Genomic DNA, 20,086 nt, shown 5'->3' on the forward strand with positions numbered 1-20,086 from the left:
CCGGTCGACCGAAGGAGACGTGATGCACCGACCCACTGCCGCCCCGCCCGCCCGGCTGGGTGCGTTCGCGCTGGCCCTGATCGCCGCCGGCGTGCTCGCGGGCACCTACGTGGTGCACACCCAGCTGCCCGACAACGCCGTCGACCTGCCGTACGAGGCCGCCGTCGAGGAACCTGTCCGGGTGGCCCTGCCGCAGGGCTGGGCGTTCTTCACCCGCGACCCGCGCGGCGCGGACCTGCTCGTCTACACCCGCGGCGGCGACGGCCGGTGGCGCGACGCCCTGCTGTCGCCGCACGCCGAGCCGCGCAACCTCTTCGGCCTGGCCAGGGCCTCCCGGGCGCAGGGCGTCGAGCTCGGCCTGCTCACCGGCGAGGTGCCCGGGGACGGCTGGACCGGCTGCCAGGCCGAGCCCGGGCCGTGCCTGGAGCGGCTGACCCCGTCGCCGGCCGTCAACCGGGCCCGCCGCACCACCCTCTGCGGCGACGTCGGCCTGGTCCAGCGGGAGCCGGTGCCGTGGGCCTGGAGCCGCTCCGGCGACCAGGTCGTCATGCCGAGCACCGTCGCCCGGCTGGAGGTGTCGTGCTGACCCGGCTCGGGCTGGCCGCCCGGCGCGCCGCCGCCGTGCCGCCCTGGACCGACGTCTACGGCCTGGCCCGTACCCTCATCGCCGCCGGCACCCTGCTGACCCTCGTGTTCAGCCCGCCCGAGGTGCTCTTCGCGCCCGTCCGGGGGCTGCTGCCGGCGCCGTACTGCGGCGGCACCCGCGCGATCAGTCTCTTCTGCGTCATGCCCGAGGCGGGACTGCCGGTGGCCCGGTGGCTGGCGGTGGCGGTCCTGCTGGTGGTCGCGTCCGGGTGGCGGCCCCGCTGGACGGCGGTCCCGCACTGGTGGGTCGCGTTCAGCCTGCAGGCGTCGGCGAGCATCCCGGACGGCGGCGACCAGGTCGCCGCGAACCTGACCCTGCTGCTGCTCCCGCTGGCCCTCACCGACCGCCGCCGCTGGCACTGGAGCGCGCCCGGCTCGTCCGCCGCCGGCCCGGTCGGCTCGTTCGGCTCGTTCGGCCCGGTCGGCCCGGTCGGCTCGTTCGGCTCGGTCGGCTCGGTCGGCTCGGTCGGCTCGTTCGGTGAGGCCGGCACGGTCGGCCCGGCTGGCGAGGCCGGCAGGTTGACCGGCGTCGCGGCCGGCTGGCTGATCCGTGTCCAGGTGGCCGGGATCTACCTGCACGCGAGCCTCGGCAAACTCGCCGTGCCCGAGTGGCGCGACGGCACCGCCCTGTACTACTGGCTGAACAACCCGAACTTCGGCACCGCCGGCTGGCTGCGCGAGCCCACCCTGCACCTGCTCGCCCTCGGCCCGGTGGTCGCGGCGCTGACCTGGGGGTCGCTCGCGCTGGAGTTCGCGCTCGCCGTCGCGCTGGTCCTGCCGCGGCGCCACTGGCCGGCGCTGCTGCTCGGCGGTCTCGCCCTGCACGGCGGCATCGCCGCGCTCATGGGCCTGTGGAGCTTCTCCCTCGCCATGTTCGGCGCGCTGATCCTGTACCTGCGCCCGTTCGACCAGCCGTTCGCCCTGCCGCGGCGGTGGGCGGCGGTCCGCGGCGCATCGGCCCGGCCGGGGACCGGCGGCCCGGCGGCCGTCGACACCGCCCATGACAGAACCGGCGCATGACGCACGACGTCGCGCACCATCCGCACAGCTTCACCGTCGCGGGGCAGCTGCTGACCGCCGGCGGCGCCATCCATCGGGTGAACATCGGCGGCTACGACCGGCTGCCCCGCCGCGACGGTGTGCTGGAGCTGATCCACACGGACGTCGTCCCGTGGGGTTCGCCGCGCACGTCCAACGGCCCGGTGCCGTTCGAGCCCAACGGCGCGGCGAAGTCGCTGGTCGACGGCCTCATCGAGCTCGCACTGCGGCACGGCGTCCGGCCGGCCTGACCGCGGGGTCCCGGCGGGGCCCGGTGAGGTCAGGCGGTCCCGCCGTGCCGGGCGGCGCAGGTCCCGCACACGACGGTGAAGTCCGGCGACGTCAGTGCCCACAGGTGGTCCGACCGCAGGACCATGGCCGCGTCGCCCGGCAGGCACGGCGGTGCGGCGTCGCCGGTCCTGACCGCGTGCGCCACGATCCGGTGCCCCTCCGGCTCGACGAAGCGGAGGTTGCCGTAGTCGCCCGCGACCGGCGCGCCGTCCACTGTGGTCACCCGCAGCGGGTTGACGACCTCGTACCAGGTCACGAGGTCCGGCATGTCGACCGCCCGCGCGGCCGCCCCGGCGCCGACCTTGGCCATGTTCAGCCACAGCGCGGGGTCGCGGCCGGACCCGGGATCGTCTCCGGGCAGGTACAGGCGGACCACCAGCCAGGCGACCCCGGGTGCCGCCGCCCGCGCCTCGCCGGCCTCCGCCGGGGTCGCGCACCGGAGCACCGGCACGGGGCCGCCGTACCGCGGATCGAGCTCCGCCAGCGCCTCGGCGACGGCGTCGACCCCGTGCCCGCACAGGATCACGCCCTTCGCGGTGCTGACGTCCCGCATCTGGGAGGACACCGTCCGGAGCATGCCCAAGGCGTGTTTGGTCAGTGGATGCCGGGCTGCGGCGGCCCCAGCCGACGCCTGGACCTCGCCTCGCTCCGACCCCACTGACCAAACACGCCTTAGATCAGGAACGAGCGGCGGGTCTCGGCGCCGACGTTGATGACGCCGATCACCGCGCCGGACACGTCGTGGACGTCGAAGGCCCGGTTGCTGCGCATCACCTCGCGGATGCCGGGCGGCAGGGCCGGGGGTTCGTCCTCGGTGAGGCGCATGCGGGTCGCGGCGGCGATGAGCCGGGTGACGAGGTCGGCGGCGTCGACGTCGACCGGGACGCGGCCGAACTCCCAGCCGGACACGGTGAGGTCCAGCAGCTCCAGGGTGTGGATCAGCAGCCAGTTCGGGTCGGTCAGGACCATCGCCCGTCTGACGTCGGCGTCGATCGCGGTGAGCGCGGCCGGGAGGTGCACGTACGGGTGCCAGCCCACCGTCTGCTCGGTGAGGTGGTACCGCAGGCCGGTCCGCCGGAACAGGGCGCGGTAGTCGCGGCGGTCGGCGCCGTGGCCCTGGACCTCGCCGAAGGCCCGCTCGGCGGTGTCGTGCACGATGCGGACCGCGACCGCGACCCCGTCATCGCCGGTGAGCAGGCCCGCCAGCGCGGCGGCCTGCTGCCGGAACCTGCCCTGGACGTGCCCGCCGAAGTTGCGCCGGATGTCGGCGACCAGTGCGTCCTGGCGGGCGGGGTCGACCGTGAGCGGCCTGCCGGCCGACTTGCGCCGGAACCACCGCATGGTCACCTCTCACCGTCGTCGAAGTTTCGATCATGATAGTCGCCGCCGTGTGCGGGTCACCGCTCAAGCCTCTCCGGCGCGGCGCGCGGCCGCAACAGCAGCGGGTCCGCCACCGGCGGGCACGACAGCAACGGGCGGGCGGAGCAGCAGCAGGACGGCCAGCGCGGCGGCGGCGCACGCGAGCATCGTGGTCGCCATCGGCACCGCGGTGGACTGGCCGGCGAGGCCCATGGCGGACGCGGCGAGCCCGGCGACGAGGAACTGCAGCAGGCCCTGCAGCGACGACGCGGCGCCCGCCGAACGGGCGTGCCCGGCCAGGGCGAGGGACGTGGCGTTGGCCAGGACGACGCCCAGCATCGAGACCACGACGAACAGGCAGATCAGCAGCGCCGGCAGCGGCAGCCGGGCGGTGGCGCAGACCAGTACACCGGCGGCACCGCAGACCGCGACGGCCAGGGCGGTGCGCAGCAGGGTGTGCTCGCCCGCGACCCGGCCGACGACGAGGCCGTTGAGCTGGCCGAACAGCACGATGCCGAGCCCGTTCGCGGCGAAGACGAGGCTGTACCGCTGGGCGCTGAGGCCATACACGTCCTGCAGCACGAACGAGGAGCCGGAGATGTAGGCGAACACCGCCGCGAACATCAGCGCCGCGGCCAGGACGTAGCGCAGGTAGCGCCGGTCGGTGACGAGGGTCCGGAACGCGCGGGACGTGTCGCGGAAGCCTGCGCGGCGCCGGTCGGCGGGCAGCGACTCCGGCAGGGCGAGGACGACGGCGACGGCCAGGACGGTGCCGAACCCGGCCAGCACCAGGAACACGGCCCGCCAGTTCGCGACCGTCAGCAGCTGCCCGCCGATGACCGGGGCGAGGATCGGGGCCGCCCCGTTGACCAGCATGAGGGTGGAGAAGAACCGGGTCATCGCGGTGCCCTCGAACAGGTCGCGGACGATCGCGCGGGACAGCACGACGCCGGTCGCGGCGCCGAGCGACTGCACGGCCCGGCCGGCGACCAGCCAGCCCGCGTCGGGGGCGAGCGCGCACCACAGCGAGCCGGCGACGTAGAGCGCCATCCCGGCGAGCAGCGGCCGGCGGCGGCCCCACGCGTCGGACAGCGGTCCGGCGACGACCTGCCCGAGGGCCAGGCCGATCACGAAGACGGTCAGGGTCAGCTGCACCATCGGCGCGCTGGTGTGCAGGTCACGGGCCATGCCGGGCATCGCGGGGAGGTACATGTCGATGGTGAGCGGGCCGAACGCGGCGAGGGAGCCGAGCAGCACCGCCAGCCGTGCCCGCCGCCCCCGGCGCAGCGCCGGCCGGACCTCTGTTATCGCCACATAACTATGGTGCCATAATCCACTACGATGGTGTTGTGGCCCACGACACCGACACCGACCTGGCCGACCTGGCGCACCTGATCCTCAACGTCGGCCGGCTGGTGCGCGCCAGGACCCCCGACGGTCCCGGGGTGGTGCCGATGACCGACACGGAGCGGCACGTGATGCGGGTCGTGGACCTCTTCCCGGGCGCCGCGCCGAGCCAGATCGCCCGCCGCACGCGGCTGCAGCGCACCAACGTCAGCACCGCCCTGCGCGGCCTCGAGGACAAGGGCATGATCTCCCGCCGCACCACCGCCGGCCGCGGCGTCGCCGTCCACCCGACCGAACGCGCCGCCGCCAACCTCCGGACGCTGCGCGCCGCGTGGGCCCGCGAGCTCGCCGAGGCCGTCGGCGCCGACCTCGACGACGTCCGCCGCTGCACCGCCCTGCTCAGCCGCATCGAACAGCACTTCACCACGGAGTCGGTGACCTCCAGTGGTGACGACGACCTGCTTGTATGAGCCGTCTCAGCGACGCAGCGCCTCCACCAGGTCCGCGGCCCGGGCGACGCCGCCCGCGGCGGCCAGCTTCGCCCCGAGCTCGGCGGCGCGGGCGCGCATCCCGGGGTCGCCGAGGACCTGGGTCACCGCCGACCTGATTCTGGCGGCCCGAGGTGTACCGGTGCGGAGGTCGACGCCCGCGCCGGACCAGGCGACCCGCCGGGCGACCTCGGGCTTGTCGAGGGTCGCGCCGGCCACGACCATCGGCACACCGGCGGCGACCGCCGCGAGGGTGCCGCCCCACCCGGCGTTGGAGACCACGACGTCGACGAGCGGCAGCAGGTGGTCGTGCGGCAGGAACGCCGCGGCGCGGGCGTTGGCCGGCAGGGTGCCCAGGACGTCGGCGGGCGGCCCGCCGGTGGTGCACACGACGAGGGCGGGGGAGCCGGCGAGAGCCTCGAGGGTGGGGCGGAGCAGGTCGGTCGGGTCGACGTCGAGCGTCCCCTGCGTCACGTGCACGACCGGCCGTCCCGCCGCCCGCGCCGCGGCCAGCTCCGGCCACCACGCCGGCAGGTCGCCCGGGGGACCGGCCGGCGCGGCGAGCCGCCCGACGTAGTGCACGTGGGCGGGCAGGTCGCCGCGCGGATAGTCGAGCCCCGGGACACCCTGCGCCAGCACGAGATGCGGCGAGTAGAGGCCGTCGGGACCGGGCACGGCGGCGGGCCCGAGCCCGGCCGCGGCCCGCATCCTGGCCACCTGCGGGTCGACCGTGAGCCGGCCCGCCAGCTTGATCGGCTGCCACAGCGCCGTGTTCCGCCACCGGGTCAGGCGGCCGGTCGCGGGGCGCACCGGCAGGCCCAGCGGCGGCAGGTCCCGTCCCGGCAACGTCAGCGGGATCACCGTGACGGTCGCCCACGGCACGCCGAGCCGCTCCCCGGCGAGCCCGCCGCCGAACGCCAGCTGGTCCGTCACGATCAGGTCGAACGGTCCCGCGGCGGCGATGTCCGCCAGCTGCCCGGGCGCGGTGCCGAGCAGGATGTCGGTGAAGTTGGCCAGGTTGGCGCGGATGCCCTTGCCGTCACCGACCCGCGGGAACGTGTCGGCGAGCCGCGCGTCGTCGTAGTCCTTCGCGGCCTGCCACGGCAGCCACCGCGCCCCGGCCGACTCGAACCTGCCCCGGTACTTGGCGCCGGTGTACCCCGTCACGTCGTGCCCGCGCCGGACCAGCTCCGCGGCGACGGCCGCGGTCGGCCCGACGTGCCCCGCGAACGGCAGGCTGGCCACCAGAATCCTCGCCACCGGCACCACTCCTCAGCCGCACGCCGGGTCCCCGCGCGTCGACGGTACCCCTCGCCCCGGCGCGGTCCTCCGCGGTCCTCCGGGGCCGTCAGATGATCTGTCCCTGCAGGAACACGACGTTCGGCCAGACGCCGGCATCGACGAGAATGTCGAGACGCACCTGCCGCTCCCGCTCGACGGTGTGGACGTAGGCGCGGTACCGCCGGTGCGGGTCGGTGGGCCAGCCGAACCCCTGCGCCAGCTCCCGGGCGAACGGGATGCCGTCCTGCTCGAAGGCGCCGGACACCGCGACGTCGTTGTCCGCCAGGAACGCGGCGACGCAGTCGGGTCCGCCCGTCGTGCGGAGGAAGAACGAGTCCGCCTCCCATTGCGAGTACCGGTAGTACCGGGCGTCCGCCCGCGCGCAGTCCGGCAGCTTCACCGCATACCGGGTGAGCTCCTTCGACAGCGTGGTGTGCCGGCTCCCCGGATATGCCCGCGGGTCGGCGCCCTCGCCCGGGCGCAGCCACACCAGCACTGCGACGACCACCGCGACGACCGCCGGCGCGACCAGGACGCGTGGCACCGCACCCCTCGTCAACGGGATGCCCGCAGCCGCGCGACGGCCTGGTCCAGCTGGGCGGTGCTCACGCCGTCGCTGTGCACCGCGACGATCCGCCCGTCCTCGGTCCAGACCCGTGCCTTCGGCCCGGTGCCGCCGTCGCTGTCCGAGACGCTCGCCGGGTGCCCGGCGACCCGCGCCGGCTCCCCACCTGATGACCAGCGGACGAAGAGCTCCGCGGCGCGGTCGCCGCGGAGCACGGTCACGTCGAGGCGCGCAGGTCCGCCGGTCCACGACTGCGACGCCCCGGTCGAGGTCGGAAACAGATATCCCCGTGCCCGCGCCCAGCCCAGACTCTCGGCGTTGGCCCTGACCGTGCCGACCGGCCGCAGGCCGCCGGGCAGGCCCGCCCGGTTGATGCGAGGCCGGTCGCCGCCGACGAGGTGCCTGGCGGCCGCGACCGCCTGGGCCTCGCCGAGGCCGCGGCCGACGACGGCCATGCGGGCGCCGTCCGGCGGCCCGGACCAGGTGGGCCAGCTGATCCACACGTCGCGGCCGACCCGGCCGACGGTGGCGCGGTGGCCACTGACCCAGACCGTCCGGCCGCTGTCGGAGCCGGGCAACGAGGTGGCGTCCCCGGCCGGCCAGTGGACGGCGGCGAGCGTCGCACCGGCCAGTGGATCGGGCGCGGTCAGGTCGGCGTACAGCGTGATCCGGCCGTCGCCGGTGTCGGGACGCGGCGTTCTCGTCTCCGCCGGCACCAGGTCGCCGATCCGCTGCGTGGCGGGCGCGTCGCCGCCGCGCGGGGACGCGAAGACGATCCAGGGCGGGGTGTCGGCCAGCGGCACCGGCGGGAACACTCTGCCGGTGCCCGCGTAGCCTGCCGCGAGCACGGCGACGACCACGGCCAGCCACACGAGACGCCGCCTCCACACCTGCCGACCTGTACGGCCGTCGCTCATTCCGCCCCCCGGAAGTCTCGGTTGCACGCGGCTGACCGCGGAGGCCTGTGGCGAGGCCGGGACGGCAGGATAAACCAGGACGTGGCGGGCAAAAGAATCGAACGGTGAAGATTCGACCCGATGGTCCGATCCGGCGGCCGGCGCGCGACCTGTCCGTCAGAAACAGTGGTGAACCTGGTCCGCACCACCTGGCTGGCCGGCAGGATCAGTCGCCGGGTCAGGGCGTTCACCGCCGGCGGCGACGCGCGGCCGGTGCTCGACCCGGAGGCCCTCGCCGAGGCGGACCGGCTGGCCAGGGCGGCGGGGCCGCGGTCGCAGGTCGCCGCGTACGTGCTGGGCTGGCTGCACTGGTGCCGGTTCCAGGCGCTGCCGGCGGGACAGGACGCCGCCGACCTGGCCGCCGCGGCGCGCTGGTTCGCCGAACTGCCGGCGAGCGACGCCGGCCGGCTGCCGCCGAACTGGGCGGAGGCAGCCGCCGAAGCCGCCGCCCGGCCCGGTGACCCGGGCCACGGGCACACGCTGGGCGGGCGGGCCGAGGCGCTGCTGATGGCGTACCAGCAGGGCGAGGAAGGGCCGGACGCGCTGGACCGGGCCGTCGCCGCGGCACGGGCCGCCGAGCCCGCCGGCGCCGACCGTGACCTGCTGGCGCTGCTGTTCGCGCGGCTGAGCTCCGCGCACCTGCGGCGCGATGCCGGTGCCGGTGACACGGACGCCGCGGTGGACCTGGCCGAGGTGGCGGGGCGGCTCGTCCGGCCCGGCGCCGACGCCGGGGTCCGGGCGGGGGTCCTGGAGACGCTGAGCGCGGCGTACGGCAGACGGTTCGAGATCGCCGGCGCCCGGGCCGACATCGACCGGGCCGTCGACGCCGCCCGCCGTGCCGTGGCGACGGCTCGCGCCGACGACGCGGAACGGTCCGTCACGCTCAGCACCCTCGGCAACGCGCTGGTGACACGGCACCGCAGCGGCGGGGGACGGGCCGACCTCGACGACGCCGTCGACGTCCTGCGGCAGGCCGCCGCCGCGGCCGGGGAACCCGGGCACGGCGCCGGCGTCGCCAACAACCTCGGTATCGCGCTCCGCGACCGGTTCGCCCGGGACCGGGCCGGCGACGACCTCACCGAGGCCGTGCTCGCCCACGAGGCCGCCGCCGGCGCCGTCCCGCCCGGCGACCCGGACCGCGGCGGCTACCTCACCAACCTCGGCGCCGCGTACACCGCCCGCTACCACCACGCCCGTGACCGTGCGGACCTCGACGCCGCGGTCGACGCGCACCGCGAGGCGCTCGCCGAACCCGGCGGGGCGGACCGGGCCGGGCTGCTGATGAACCTGGCGCACGCGCTGCACGTCCGGCACGAGGAGGCGCCGCGGGACACGGACGCCGCGGAGTCGGTGCGGCTGCACCGGCAGGCCACCGGACTCGTCCCGCCAAGCCACGCCCGGTACGCCGACCACCAGGCACAGCTCGCGATGGCTCTCACCGCCGCCGGCCGGCTCGACGGCGGCGGCCCGCAGGCCGACGAGGCCGTCACGGCGGCCCGGACCGCGCTCGCGGCCGCGCCGGAGCCGCGGCCGCACCTGCTGGTGGTCCTGGGCAACGCGTTGCGGGCCAGGTTCGAGGTGCGCGGCGACCCGGCCGACCGCACCGCCGCCGTCGACGCGTTCCGGCGCGTGGCGACGGACGCGACCGTGCCGGCGCCGGTCCAGATCCTGGCGGCCCGCCGCTGGGGCGCCCTCGCCGCCGCCGACCGGCCGGCCGCCGCGCTCGACGGGTACTCCACCGCCGTCGCCGCGCTGAGCCGGCTCGCCTGGCACGGCCTGCCCGAGGGCGACCGGCAGCACCTCCTCGGCACCGTCGGCGGCCTCGCCGGTGACGCCGCCGCGGCCGCCATTGACGCCGGCGACCCCCGACGGGCCGTCACGCTGCTGGAGCAGGGCCGTGCGGTCCTGTGGGCGCAGCGGCTGGACGGCCGGGCCGACCTGTCCGGCCTCGCCGCCGCCGCGCCGGACCTCGCCGAGGAGCTGGCGGCGGTCCGGGCCGCGCTGGACCTCGCAGACACCCCGGCCGAACGGCGCCGGGAGCTCGCCGCCACGCACGACCGGCTGCTCGCGCGCGTCCGGGCGCTGCCGCCGACGGCCGACCTGCCGCGGCCGGACCTGTTCCAGCGGCCGCTGCCGGTGGCCGACCTGCTGGCCGCCGGTGCGGGGAGCGCCGGGACGGTGGTGATCGTCAACGTCAGCCAGTGGCGGTGCGACGCCCTGCTGGTCCGCGACGGCGGCGTCACCGCCCTTGCCCTGCCCGGGCTGACGCTGGCCGACGCCGTGACGCACGCGGCGGCGCGGCTCGGCGTCGAACTGGCCGGGTCCCGCGACCTCGACGCCCCGGCCGTGCCCGTCGCCGGCGGCGTCCCGACCGCGGCCGGGACGCTGCAATGGCTGTGGCGCGAGGTCACCGGCCCGGTCCTGGACGCCCTCGGGCTGACCGGCCCGCCGGACGGGGACTGGCCCCGGCTGTGGTGGTGCCCGACCGGTCCGCTCACGCTCCTGCCGCTGCACGCCGCGGGCCCGGCACTGGACCGGGTCGTGTCCTCCTACACCCCGACGCTGCACGCCCTGCGCCGGGTCCGGCCCGCCGCCGACCCACCCGCCCCGGGGCCGATGCTGGTGGTGACCCAGCCGGCGACGCCGGGCCAGGCGCCGCTGCCGGCGGTCCGGCGCGAGCAGGACCAGATCCTCGGCCTGTTCGGCGCGGCCCGCTGCACGCTGCTGACGGACGCCGCCGCGAGCCGGGACCGGGTCGGCGCCGCCCTCGCCCGGCACCCGTGGGCGCACCTGTGCGGGCACGGCACCCAGGACCTCGACGACCCTTCCCGGGGCGGCCTGGTCCTGGCCGACGGCGTCCTCACCGTCGACGAGCTGCGGGCCGGCAGCGGCGCGGGCGAGTGGGTGTTCCTCGGCGCGTGCCAGACCGCGACCGGTGGCCTGCGCACCGCCGACGAGGTCATCAGCGTCGCCTCGGCGATGCACCACGGCGGCTGGCGGCACGTCGTCGGCGCGCTGTGGCCGGTCGAGGACTCCGCCGCCGCCGAGGTCGCTGCGGCCGTCTATCCGCCGCTGGTACGGGACGGGCGGCTGCGGCCGGACGACGGGGCCCTGGCGTTGCACCACGCCGTGCGGGCGCTGCGCGACCGGCAGCCGCACCGACCGGCGGCGTGGGCACCGTTCGTGCACCTGGGACCGTGACGCGCGGGTGCGGACCCGGTGCGGCTGGTTGCCCGCCGGTTGCGGTGCGGGCGGTCGCCTCAAGCCGGGGTGCCGTCCTCCGATGCGGTGGTGTCGGACCCCACCAGCAGGCACGGAAAGGCGGCCACAGTGCAGCGTTCACAGCTCCGGCGGTGGTTCGCCGTGACCGGCCTGACGGTGGTCATGCTCGCGCTGACCGGTCTGAGCGTGAGCGGCGTGGCGCACACGCGAAGCTCGGCGGCGGCCGTCAGCAAGGTGTGCATGCTCGCCGCGGCGTACGACCGGATCCACGACGCCGTGGTCACCGAGGAGCGCAGCGAGCGGCTCTACCGGGTCGAACCCGGGTCGGTGGTGCGGGACTCGCACGCGGCCGCGAGCGCGTCGCTGCAGGAGGCGCTGGGCGACGTGGAGCGGCTCGGCACCGCCGCCGACCGGCACCTGGCCGCTGAGATCGGGGCGCTGCACGGGCAGTACCTCCAGGCGGTCACGGACGTCTTCGACGCGGTCGACGGCCGGGCCGGCGACGAGCGGGCCGTCGACGCGGTCGACGCCGGCCGGGCGCAGTCGCTGTTCGAGCGGATCAACCGGATCGTGCAGACGGCGACCGTCGAGCGCAACGAGCAGGCCGCCCGGGCGCTGCGGGACCTGGAGCGGGTCGAGACGCTCGCGTTCATCGCGACGGTCGCCGGGTTCGCGGTGGGGCTGGTCCTGATGACGGTGCTGCTGGTGCTCAGCATCGGCTACCAGCGGCGGCTGGTGCGGCAGGCCGCGTCCAGCGAGCACCAGGCGTCGCACGACCCGCTGACCGGCCTGCCGAACCGGGTGCTGTTCGCCCGCCGCGCCGGGACCGCGCTGCAGGACGCCCGGGAGCGTGGCGGCAGCGCGTCGGTGCTGATGCTGGACCTGGACCGGTTCAAGGAGGTCAACGACACCCTGGGCCACCACTACGGCGACGAGCTGCTGCGGCAGGTCGCGGCCCGCACCAGCGCCGCGGTGCGCTCCGGGGACCTGGTCGCCCGCCTGTCCGGTGACGAGTTCGCGATCCTGCTGCCGCACGCGGCGGCGCCGGACGCCGCGCGCCTCGCCGCCCGGCTCCAGAACGACCTGCACCGCAGCTTCCTCCTCGACGACGTGACCGTCGACATCGAGGCGAGCATCGGTGTCGCGGCGGCACCCGAGCACGCGAGCACCGTCGAGGCCGCACTGCGCTGCGCGGACATCGCCATGTACAACGCCAAGGACACGAAGACCGGGATCGCCGTCTACGACGTGGCCATGCAGGTCGAGGACGGCAGCCGCCTGCTCCTGCTCGGTGACCTGCGCCGCGCCCTGGACAGCACCGACCAGCTCACGCTGCACTACCAGCCGAAGGTCCGGCTCAGCGACGGCCGGGTGTCCGGCGTCGAGGCGCTCGTGCGGTGGCAGCACCCGACCCGCGGCGCGATCCCGCCGGCGGAGTTCATCCCGGTCGCCGAGACCACCGGCCTGATCAGCCGGCTCACCCTGTACGTGCTGCGCGCCGCCCTCGGGCAGGTCCGCACGTGGCTGGACGACGGCCTGACGGTCCCGGTCGCCGTCAACCTGTCACCGCGGTGCCTGCTCGACGCCGGCCTGGTCGGGCATGTCGTGGCGCTGCTGCACGAGTTCGACGTGCCGGCGACGCTGCTGCGGCTGGAGGTGACCGAGTCGGCCGTCATGGCGAACCCGGCGATGGCCACCGCCACCCTCACCGAACTGCACGAGCTCGGCGTCCGGCTGTCGATCGACGACTACGGCACCGGCTACTCGTCCATGGCGTACCTGAAGCGCCTGCCCGTCGACGAGCTGAAGGTCGACCGCACGTTCGTCCTGCACATGGACGCCGACCACGACGACGCCGCCCTCGTCCGCGGCGCCATCGAGCTCGGCCACAACCTGGGCATGACGGTCGTCGCCGAGGGTGTCGAGGGCAGTGCGCACGTCGCCGCCCTGCGGGCGCTCGGCTGCGACATCGCGCAGGGCTACCACTACGCCCGCCCGATGCCCGCCGCCGACCTCGGCCGGTGGATGCACGAGCAGCGCCCGGTCACCGTCCCCGCCTGACCGTTCCGGCCGTACGCCCGCCGCGGGGTCAGGAGATGCGGCGGACCGCTTCCAGCGCGACGGCGTCGTCGCCGCGGCGGGTGTCGAGCGCCCGGTGCAGCGTGAGCCCTTCGATCAGGGCGTCGAGGATCCGCGCGGTCGTCGGGTCGAAGTGCCGGCGCAGCGCATGCCGGCTGCGCGCCATCCACCGCTCGGTGATGGCGCGGTACCCCGGCCGGCGGGCGGCGAGCGTGTACAGCTCATGCGTGATGATCAGGTCGCGGGCGTCGCGTTCGGCCGGGTCGTGGTTGATGAGCGACGCGACCGCCGCCAGCGCGTCCTCGCGGGTGACCGCCTGGCCCATGCGGTGCTCGAACTGCGTGGCGGCGCGGTCGGCGAAGCGGGAGAAGGCCTCGGTGAGCAGCTCGTCCATGCCGCTGAAGTGATACGTCATGGACCCGAGCGGCACGTCGGCGGCGGCGGCGACCCGGCGGTGGGACGTGCCGGCGACACCGTCCCGCGCTATGACGTCGAGACACGCGTCGATGATGCGGTCACGCCGGTCGGGGTCGGAGCGCCGGGCGGCGGTCAATCGCGCACGGACCGCACGACGCGGGCGGGGCTGCCCATGGCGACGACGTCCGCCGGGATGTCGCGGGTGACGACGGATCCGGCGCCGACGACGCTGTTGTCGCCGATGGTGACGCCCGGGCAGACGATGACGCCGCCGCCGAGCCACACGTTGTCGCCGATCCTGATCGGCCGGGCGGACTCGAGGTGGGCCCGCCGGGCCTCCGGGTCGATCGGGCGGGTGGGCGTGAGCAGCTGCACGCCGGGCCCGATCACGCAGTCCTCGCCGATGGTGATCCTGGCGACGTCCAGCGCGGTGAGGTTGACGTCGACGACGGTGCGGGCGCCGATGTGGATGTTGTCGCCGAAGTCGACGAACAGCGGCGGCTTGACGAACGCGCCGTCGCCGAGAGTACCGACGAGCGCCTCCAGCAGGGGCCGGGCCGCGGCCAGGTCCTGCACCGCCGCCCGGTGGTAGGCGTCGGCGAGCTGGACCGCGCGCTGGGCGAGGCGGTCGCTCTCCGGGTCGTCGCCGCCGACATACAGGTCGCCGGCGAGCATCCGCTCGCGATTCGTCCGGTCGTCGCCTTCGAACCAGTCCCGGGACATGCGTACGATCGTACACATTGAGCTTCGACGGAAGGCTGAACATGTCCTCCAGGACGGACCACGCGGCGATCGGCACGATCTTCGCCATCCACGGTGCGGTCGCCGGCACGTTCGCGACCCGGGTCCCGGCCATCGCCGAGCGCCTGGACCTGTCGCCGGGCGAGCTCGGCGTCGCGCTGTTCATGCCCGCCGTCGCCTCACTGATCCTGATGCCGATGACCGGGCGGCTGATCCACCGCATCGGCACGAGGACGGCCACCCGGCTGCTGATCGCGGTCTGGTGCCTCGCACCGATCCTCACGGCCGTCGCGCCGAACCTTCCCGTGCTCTGCGCGGCGCTGCTGGTGTTCGGCGCGGCCGCCGGCACCGCCGACGTCGCCATGAACGCGCAGGGCGTCGCGACCGAGGCGCACATCGGCCGGCCCATCATGTCCAGCCTGCACGGCCTGTGGAGCATCGGCGGCTTCGCGGCCGCCGGCGCCGGCGCGCTGGTCGTGAAGGCGGACCTCGGCGTGCTCCCGCACTTCGCCGCGATGGCCGCGGTGCTGCTGCTGATCAGCCAGGCCGCCGGGCCCCGCCTGGCCGCCACGGCGGCGGACGAGGTCGACGACGGCGAGCCGGCACCGCCGCGGTTCGCGTTCCCCCGGGGCCCGGTCCTGGCCGTCGCCCTGCTCGCGTTCTGTGCGGTGTTCCCGGAGATCGCCGGCCTGGACTGGGCGGCCATCTACCTCACGCGGGTCCTCGACTCCGGGCACGCCACCGCGGCCCTCGGCTACACCGTCTTCGCCGCCGGGATGGCGATCTGCCGCCTGCTCGGCGACCAGATCATCCGTCGCTTTGGGGCCGTGTCGACGGTACGCACCGGCGCCGTCGCCGGCACGATCGGCGCCGCCCTGGTCGTGTGGGCTGTCAACGCGCCCGTCACGATCGTCGGCTTCGGGCTGCTCGGCGTCGGCATCTCCGTCGTCGTGCCGCTGGCCTTCGCGACCGCGGGCCGGGTCGGCTCGCAGTCCGGCCGCGCACAGACCGGCAACGCGATCGCGGGCGTCGCCACCATCGCCTACGGCGCCGGCCTCGCCGCACCGGGCGTCATCGGCGGCGTCGCGTCCCTGTCGTCGCTGCGGATCTCGTTCGTCCTGGTCGCGGTGCTCGTGGCGACGGTCGCGATCACCGCCGGCGTGCTGTCCTCGGCGGACGGCGACGGCGACGGGCGCGCGGAGCCGGCCGGTCGCGTCGAGGTGCCGGCCGCCGAGTGACCCGGCGGTGCCGCCCGAGCGGCGGTCCACCCCGGGCGTGCCGCCGGGCGGTACCGTGCAACCTATGACTGCTGACGGTGCCGGTGGTCCGGGGGCGCCGCGGTCGTCGTGCGGAGGTTGCCGGTGACGCCCGCGTTTCCCGGCCGAGGGCGGTGACGGTGCGGCTGCCCGATCGCGCCAGGTCGTCCGCGCTGCTGATCGGCACCAGCGCCTACAGCGCCCCGACCCTCCCCGACCTGCCCGCGGTGCGCAACAACCTGCAGGGTCTCGCGGCGGCGCTGACCGACCCCGTCCACGGCAGTGTCAGCGCCGCCAAGTGCCGGATCATCGACCAGCCGGCGAACCCGATGACGATCCCCAAGGCGCTGAGCGAGCTGGCCCGCGACGCGGACGACACGCTGATCGTCTACTACGCCGGCCACGGAATCCTGGGCCGCGCGACCGGCGAGCTGTTCCTCGCGCTGCCCGACTCCGATCCGGAGTACCCGGCGTTCAGCGCGTTGCGGTACGACGATCTGCGCAACCTCATGGTGGCCGACGGCGACGTCCACGCCAGGAACCGTGTCGTGATCCTGGACTGCTGCTACAGCGGCCGCGCGATCGCGTCGATGTCCGACACGCAGGTCGGCGGCCTGGTGGACATCGAGGGCACCTATGTCCTGACGGCGACGGCGCGCACCCGGCAGGCCCTGGCACCCCCGGGTGCGCGCTACACCGCGTTCAGCGGCGCGCTGATCGAGCTGCTGCGGGACGGCATCGCCGACGGCCCTGAGCTGCTCAGCCTCACCACGATCTACCAGCAGCTGAGCACCGTGCAGCGGAGGCGGAGCCTGCCGGCGCCCGAGCAGAGCAACTTCCGCACGGTCGCGCAGCTCGCGCTCGCCCGGAACCGCGCCTATCGGCGGGCCCGTCAGGCGCCCGCCGCCGGCAGCCCGGCACCGGTGTCGGCGCCGACGCCGGCACCGGCACCGGCCGGCAGGCGCCCGCCGGCCAAGCACGCCGGTGCGGGCTACCGGCTGCCGCCGCTGGACCTGCTGGCGTTCGGCGAAGCGCCGCGCAGCCGCACCCGCGCCAACAACGAGGTGGCCGCCGCGCTGGAGGGCGTGTTCCACCAGTTCGGCGTCAACGCGCTCGTCACCGGCTTCACCCACGGCCCGGCGGTGAGCCGCTTCGACGTCGAGGTCAGCCACGGCGTGGCGGCCGAGCGGATCGCGGGCCTGGCGCGGGCGATCGCCGTCGCGGCCAAGGTGCCGGACGTGCGGATCGTCCGCCCGGCCCACGGCGAGGGCACCTTCGGCGTCGAGGTCCCGCACCGGGGCCCCGACCGGGAGCTGGTCGCGCTCGGTGACCTGCTGCGGTCGCGCGCCGCCTCCAGCGGCCGGCACCCGCTCCTCGTCGCGCTGGGCACGGACGTCGAGGGCGGCTACGTGATGGCCGACCTGGCGCACCTCCTGATCGCCGGCGAGTCCGGCGCGGGCACGTCGACCTGGCTGCACACGCTGCTGGTGTCGCTGCTGACCAGGGCCACGCCCGACGAGGTGCGGCTGCTGCTGGTCGACCCGAAGCGGGCCGGGCTGACCGCCTACGAGGGCGTCCCGCACCTGGTCACGCCGATCGTCACCGACCCGGAGCAGGCGGCCGGCGCGCTGGACGGGGTCGTGCGTGAGCTGAGCGTGCGGCACGACGACCTCGCCGCCGCCGGGGTCGGGCACGTCGACGACTACAACCGAAAGGTCCGGGCCGGGCAGATCACCGCGCCGCCGGGCGGCGAGCGGGTCATCCGGCCGTACCCGTATCTGCTGGTCGTCGTCGACGAGCTCGCCGACCTGATGACGGCCGCGCCGGGCGACGTCGAGCACGCCATGGTGCTCATCGCCAGGCTGGGCGGGGCGGCCGGCGTCCACCTGGTCCTCGCCACCCAACGCCCCGCCGCCGACGTCCTCACCGACCCCGTCAAGGCGCACGTCCCGGCGCGGCTGGCCTTCGCGACCTCGTCGCCGGCCGACTCGCAGGCCATCCTCGACCGGCCCGGCGCCGAGCGGCTGATCGGCCGCGGCGACGCCCTCTTCCTGCCGCCGGGCGCGCAGGAACCGGTCCGGGTCCAGGGCCCCTGGGTCAGCGCGGCCGAGGTCGACGACGTCGTGCGGTTCTGCAAGGACCAGCGGCGGCCCGAGTAGCCCGGCGGCCGGCGTACCGGCGATAAACCGGTGGAGCCCCCGGCGGCACGCTGCTAGCGTCGCCCACGTCCGGGTCGCCGAACGAGGACGGACCGTTGTACACCAGCTGAGACATCCGCTGCGCCGAGCAGGCACGTGAGGGGCCCCTTTCCGTGGGTGGCCCCGCCCAGGCGTGCGCTCTCGGACCCCGACATCCCGCACTGACCGAGCGAGTGCGGCGCGCCGTCGTGACACACGGCCCGCCACTCGCCCCTCCGTCGTGCGCGGACTCTCCCCGCGGGGCGTCGCCCCCGCACGAAGATGTCGCAGCAGATCGGTTTCTCACCGGTGCTCAACAGCAACGAACGACGTCCCGCGGCGCAGTGGCTCGTGTGCCCGACCGCCCTTCCGCTCATCCGCCGCCGCTGCCTGCGCTGTCCGTCGGCGCTTTACCGCACGTACGGCAAGTTCCGCGTCAACGCCAACCACAAGCTCCTCGACGTGTGGCTCCTGGCGCTGTGCGCCGGATGCGGCGAGACCATCAAGCTCACGGTCCTCGAACGGACCAACGTCCGCGCCATCGAACCGTCGACGCTGGACCGGTTCCACGCCAACGACCCCACCCTCGCGGCCGACCTGCTGCAGGACCCGGTCCTGCTGCGCCGCAACAACGTCGCGCTCGTCTGGGACGACGCGTGGACGCTGCGGAAGTCGCCGCCCGGCGACCCGGAGGCCGGGGTGCTCGACGTGTCGGTCCGCTTCGCCCGGCGCATCCCGATCAGGCGGACGGTCCTGCTGGCGGCCGGGCTGGAGGTGTCGCGATCCGAGGTGCAGAGGCTCCTCGCCGCCGGCATCCTCACCTCGGAGGACCGCCTCACCGGCACGTCGTCCAGCGATTTCTCGTTCACGATGAAGCGCCTTGCGTGACCTCGATGATCACATCAGCGGGGTACGGCACGGCCGCCTGCGGGCGGCGGCATCACCCGGCGGGTTCGGCGGCGGGCAGCGTGAGGGTCATGGTGAGTCCGCCGCCGGGGGTGTGTTCGGGTTCGAGGTGGCCGTGCATGGCTTCGGCGAGGCCGCGGGAGAGGGCGAGGCCGAGTCCGACGCCGGTGGTGTTGTCGTGGTCGCCGAGGCGTTGGAAGGGTTGGAAGATGCGGTCGTGGTCGGTGGTGGGGATGCCGGGTCCGTGGTCGATGACGCGGATTTGGACGTGGCCGGCGTGTGTGCTGGCGGTGATGAGGGGTGGTTGTCCGGTGGGGCTGTGGCGCAGGGCGTTGGCGAGGAGGTTGACGATGATGCGTTCCAGCAGGGCCGGGTCGGCGTACGCGTCGGGCAGGTAGTCGGGGATGTTGACGCGCACGCCGTCGGCGGGGTCGCCGAGGTCGGCGATGCTGTTGGTGACGGCGTCGGCGACGTTGAGCTGCTGCGGGTGCATGCCGAGGGCGCCGGCTTGTAGGCGGCTCATGTCGAGGAGGTTGTCGACGAGGCGGTTGAGCCGGTCGAGGGATTCTTCGGCGGTGGCGAGGAGTTCGTCGCGGTCGTCGGTGGAGAATTCGACGTCGTGGCTGCGGAGGCTGCCGACGGCGGCTTTGGCGGAGGCGAGTGGGGTGCGCAGGTCGTGGCTGACGGCGGACAGCAGGGCGGTGCGGACTTTGTCGATTTCGGCGAGGTTGCCGGCTTCGGCGGCTTGTTCGGTGAGTTGTTGCTGGCGTAGTGCGATGGCGGCGTGCGCGGCGAACGCTTCGATGAGCCGGCGGTCGGCGGCGGCCAGGGTCGGGCCGCGCAGCACCAGGGACAGCTCCTCGTCGATCGGGACCTCGCTCTCCCCGTCGGTGGGTGACGCGCACGGCTGATCACCGGCGTTCGCGGCGACCCGCCACCCGTCGTCGCCGCCTTGCAGGAGCGTGACGGTGGTGAGGCCGAACGACTCGCGGACCCGTTCGAGGAGGGCCGGCAGGGGCCGGTCGCCGTGCAGGACGCTGCCGGCGAGGGTGGCGAGCGTCTGCGCCTCGGTGCGGGCGCGTGCCGCCTCCCTGGTCCGGCGTGCGGCGAGGTCGACGACCGTGGACACGGCGACGGCGACGGTGACGAACGCCAGGAGCGCGAACAGGTTCTCCTGTCTGGCGACGGTGAAGCGGTGCAGGGGTGGGGTGAAGAAGTAGTTGAGCAGCAGGAAGCTGCCGACGGCGGCGAGCAGCGCGGGCCACAGCCCGCCGGTGAGCGCGACGGCGACGGTCAGGATGAGGAACGCGAGGATGTC

The 20,086-nt window shown here is 75.2% G+C and carries 18 protein-coding genes; 9 read left to right on the forward strand and 9 right to left on the reverse strand.

Annotated elements, in window-relative coordinates:
- Window positions 1–22: 22 nt before the first annotated feature.
- The 3 genes from ACZ6TV_RS40000 to ACZ6TV_RS40010 are packed head-to-tail and all read left to right on the forward strand — an operon-like array spanning window position 23 to window position 1,934.
- Complete coding sequence (locus ACZ6TV_RS40000; protein ID WP_465304009.1) at window positions 23–586, forward strand: SdpA family antimicrobial peptide system protein; 564 nt, start codon at window positions 23–25, stop codon at window positions 584–586.
- Window positions 580–1,665: a hypothetical protein gene (locus tag ACZ6TV_RS40005; RefSeq protein WP_465304011.1), complete on the forward strand. Its 1,086-nt coding sequence runs from the start codon at window positions 580–582 to the stop codon at window positions 1,663–1,665. The genes ACZ6TV_RS40000 and ACZ6TV_RS40005 overlap by 7 nt, the downstream gene beginning before the upstream one ends.
- Complete coding sequence (locus ACZ6TV_RS40010) at window positions 1,662–1,934, forward strand: hypothetical protein (RefSeq protein WP_465304013.1); 273 nt, start codon at window positions 1,662–1,664, stop codon at window positions 1,932–1,934. Before ACZ6TV_RS40005 ends, ACZ6TV_RS40010 begins: the two co-directional genes overlap by 4 nt.
- Window positions 1,935–1,963: 29 nt before the next feature.
- Here the strand turns inward: ACZ6TV_RS40010 and ACZ6TV_RS40015 are convergent, their stop codons facing one another.
- The 3 genes from ACZ6TV_RS40015 to ACZ6TV_RS40025 form a co-directional block, all read right to left on the reverse strand.
- Window positions 1,964–2,539 (reverse strand): hypothetical protein, encoded by a 576-nt coding sequence (locus ACZ6TV_RS40015; protein WP_465304015.1) that lies wholly within the window; start codon window positions 2,537–2,539, stop codon window positions 1,964–1,966.
- Between the two features lie 107 nt (window positions 2,540–2,646).
- Window positions 2,647–3,321 carry a hypothetical protein gene (locus tag ACZ6TV_RS40020; RefSeq protein ID WP_465304017.1) on the reverse strand — a complete coding sequence of 225 codons (675 nt, stop codon included), beginning with the start codon at window positions 3,319–3,321 and terminating at the stop codon, window positions 2,647–2,649.
- Window positions 3,322–3,378: 57 nt separating this feature from the next.
- Entirely contained in the window at window positions 3,379–4,647 is a 1,269-nt protein-coding gene (locus ACZ6TV_RS40025; RefSeq protein ID WP_465304019.1) for a multidrug effflux MFS transporter, read from the reverse strand.
- Window positions 4,648–4,682: 35 nt separating this feature from the next.
- On the opposite strand from ACZ6TV_RS40025, the gene ACZ6TV_RS40030 reads away from it, so the two are divergent.
- Window positions 4,683–5,150, forward strand: a complete 468-nt coding sequence (locus tag ACZ6TV_RS40030; protein WP_465304021.1) for a MarR family winged helix-turn-helix transcriptional regulator — start codon at window positions 4,683–4,685, stop codon at window positions 5,148–5,150.
- A gap of 6 nt (window positions 5,151–5,156) precedes the next feature.
- On the opposite strand, the gene ACZ6TV_RS40035 is transcribed toward ACZ6TV_RS40030, so the two are convergent.
- From ACZ6TV_RS40035 to ACZ6TV_RS40045, 3 genes are all read right to left on the reverse strand, one after another.
- Window positions 5,157–6,428: a glycosyltransferase gene (locus ACZ6TV_RS40035; RefSeq protein WP_465304023.1), complete on the reverse strand. Its 1,272-nt coding sequence runs from the start codon at window positions 6,426–6,428 to the stop codon at window positions 5,157–5,159.
- An 88-nt stretch (window positions 6,429–6,516) separates the two neighbouring features.
- The gene (locus tag ACZ6TV_RS40040; protein WP_465304025.1) at window positions 6,517–6,993 is read right to left on the reverse strand and encodes a hypothetical protein; all 477 of its coding nucleotides are present in this window, start codon (window positions 6,991–6,993) and stop codon (window positions 6,517–6,519) included.
- An 11-nt stretch (window positions 6,994–7,004) separates the two neighbouring features.
- Window positions 7,005–7,904 carry a hypothetical protein gene (locus tag ACZ6TV_RS40045; RefSeq protein ID WP_465304027.1) on the reverse strand — a complete coding sequence of 300 codons (900 nt, stop codon included), beginning with the start codon at window positions 7,902–7,904 and terminating at the stop codon, window positions 7,005–7,007.
- 195 nt (window positions 7,905–8,099) lie between these two features.
- Between ACZ6TV_RS40045 and ACZ6TV_RS40050 the strand changes: the two genes are divergently transcribed.
- Window positions 8,100–11,171, forward strand: coding sequence for a CHAT domain-containing protein (locus ACZ6TV_RS40050; protein ID WP_465304029.1), 3,072 nt, complete (start codon window positions 8,100–8,102; stop codon window positions 11,169–11,171).
- A 162-nt stretch (window positions 11,172–11,333) separates the two neighbouring features.
- Window positions 11,334–13,253, forward strand: a complete 1,920-nt coding sequence (locus ACZ6TV_RS40055; RefSeq protein WP_465304031.1) for a putative bifunctional diguanylate cyclase/phosphodiesterase — start codon at window positions 11,334–11,336, stop codon at window positions 13,251–13,253.
- A gap of 28 nt (window positions 13,254–13,281) precedes the next feature.
- Here the strand turns inward: ACZ6TV_RS40055 and ACZ6TV_RS40060 are convergent, their stop codons facing one another.
- Together ACZ6TV_RS40060 and ACZ6TV_RS40065 are read right to left on the reverse strand one after the other, a co-directional pair.
- Window positions 13,282–13,824, reverse strand: coding sequence for a TetR/AcrR family transcriptional regulator (locus tag ACZ6TV_RS40060; RefSeq protein ID WP_465304033.1), 543 nt, complete (start codon window positions 13,822–13,824; stop codon window positions 13,282–13,284).
- Window positions 13,821–14,411, reverse strand: coding sequence for a sugar O-acetyltransferase (locus ACZ6TV_RS40065; RefSeq protein WP_465304035.1), 591 nt, complete (start codon window positions 14,409–14,411; stop codon window positions 13,821–13,823). The genes ACZ6TV_RS40060 and ACZ6TV_RS40065 overlap by 4 nt, the downstream gene beginning before the upstream one ends.
- Before the next feature lie 41 nt (window positions 14,412–14,452).
- Between ACZ6TV_RS40065 and ACZ6TV_RS40070 the strand changes: the two genes are divergently transcribed.
- The 3 genes from ACZ6TV_RS40070 (at window position 14,453) to ACZ6TV_RS40080 (ending at window position 18,750) form a co-directional block, all read left to right on the forward strand.
- Window positions 14,453–15,667 (forward strand): MFS transporter, encoded by a 1,215-nt coding sequence (locus ACZ6TV_RS40070; RefSeq protein WP_465304037.1) that lies wholly within the window; start codon window positions 14,453–14,455, stop codon window positions 15,665–15,667.
- A 158-nt stretch (window positions 15,668–15,825) separates the two neighbouring features.
- The gene (locus tag ACZ6TV_RS40075) at window positions 15,826–17,844 is read left to right on the forward strand and encodes a caspase, EACC1-associated type (protein WP_465304039.1); all 2,019 of its coding nucleotides are present in this window, start codon (window positions 15,826–15,828) and stop codon (window positions 17,842–17,844) included.
- A 300-nt stretch (window positions 17,845–18,144) separates the two neighbouring features.
- Complete coding sequence (locus ACZ6TV_RS40080) at window positions 18,145–18,750, forward strand: DUF1062 domain-containing protein (RefSeq protein ID WP_465304041.1); 606 nt, start codon at window positions 18,145–18,147, stop codon at window positions 18,748–18,750.
- 52 nt (window positions 18,751–18,802) lie between these two features.
- On the opposite strand, the gene ACZ6TV_RS40085 is transcribed toward ACZ6TV_RS40080, so the two are convergent.
- Window positions 18,803–20,086: sensor histidine kinase (locus ACZ6TV_RS40085; protein WP_465304043.1), on the reverse strand; the 1,284-nt coding region annotated here is incomplete at its 5' end.

The sequence above is a fragment of the Dactylosporangium sp. NPDC051087 genome (genome assembly GCF_055586325.1).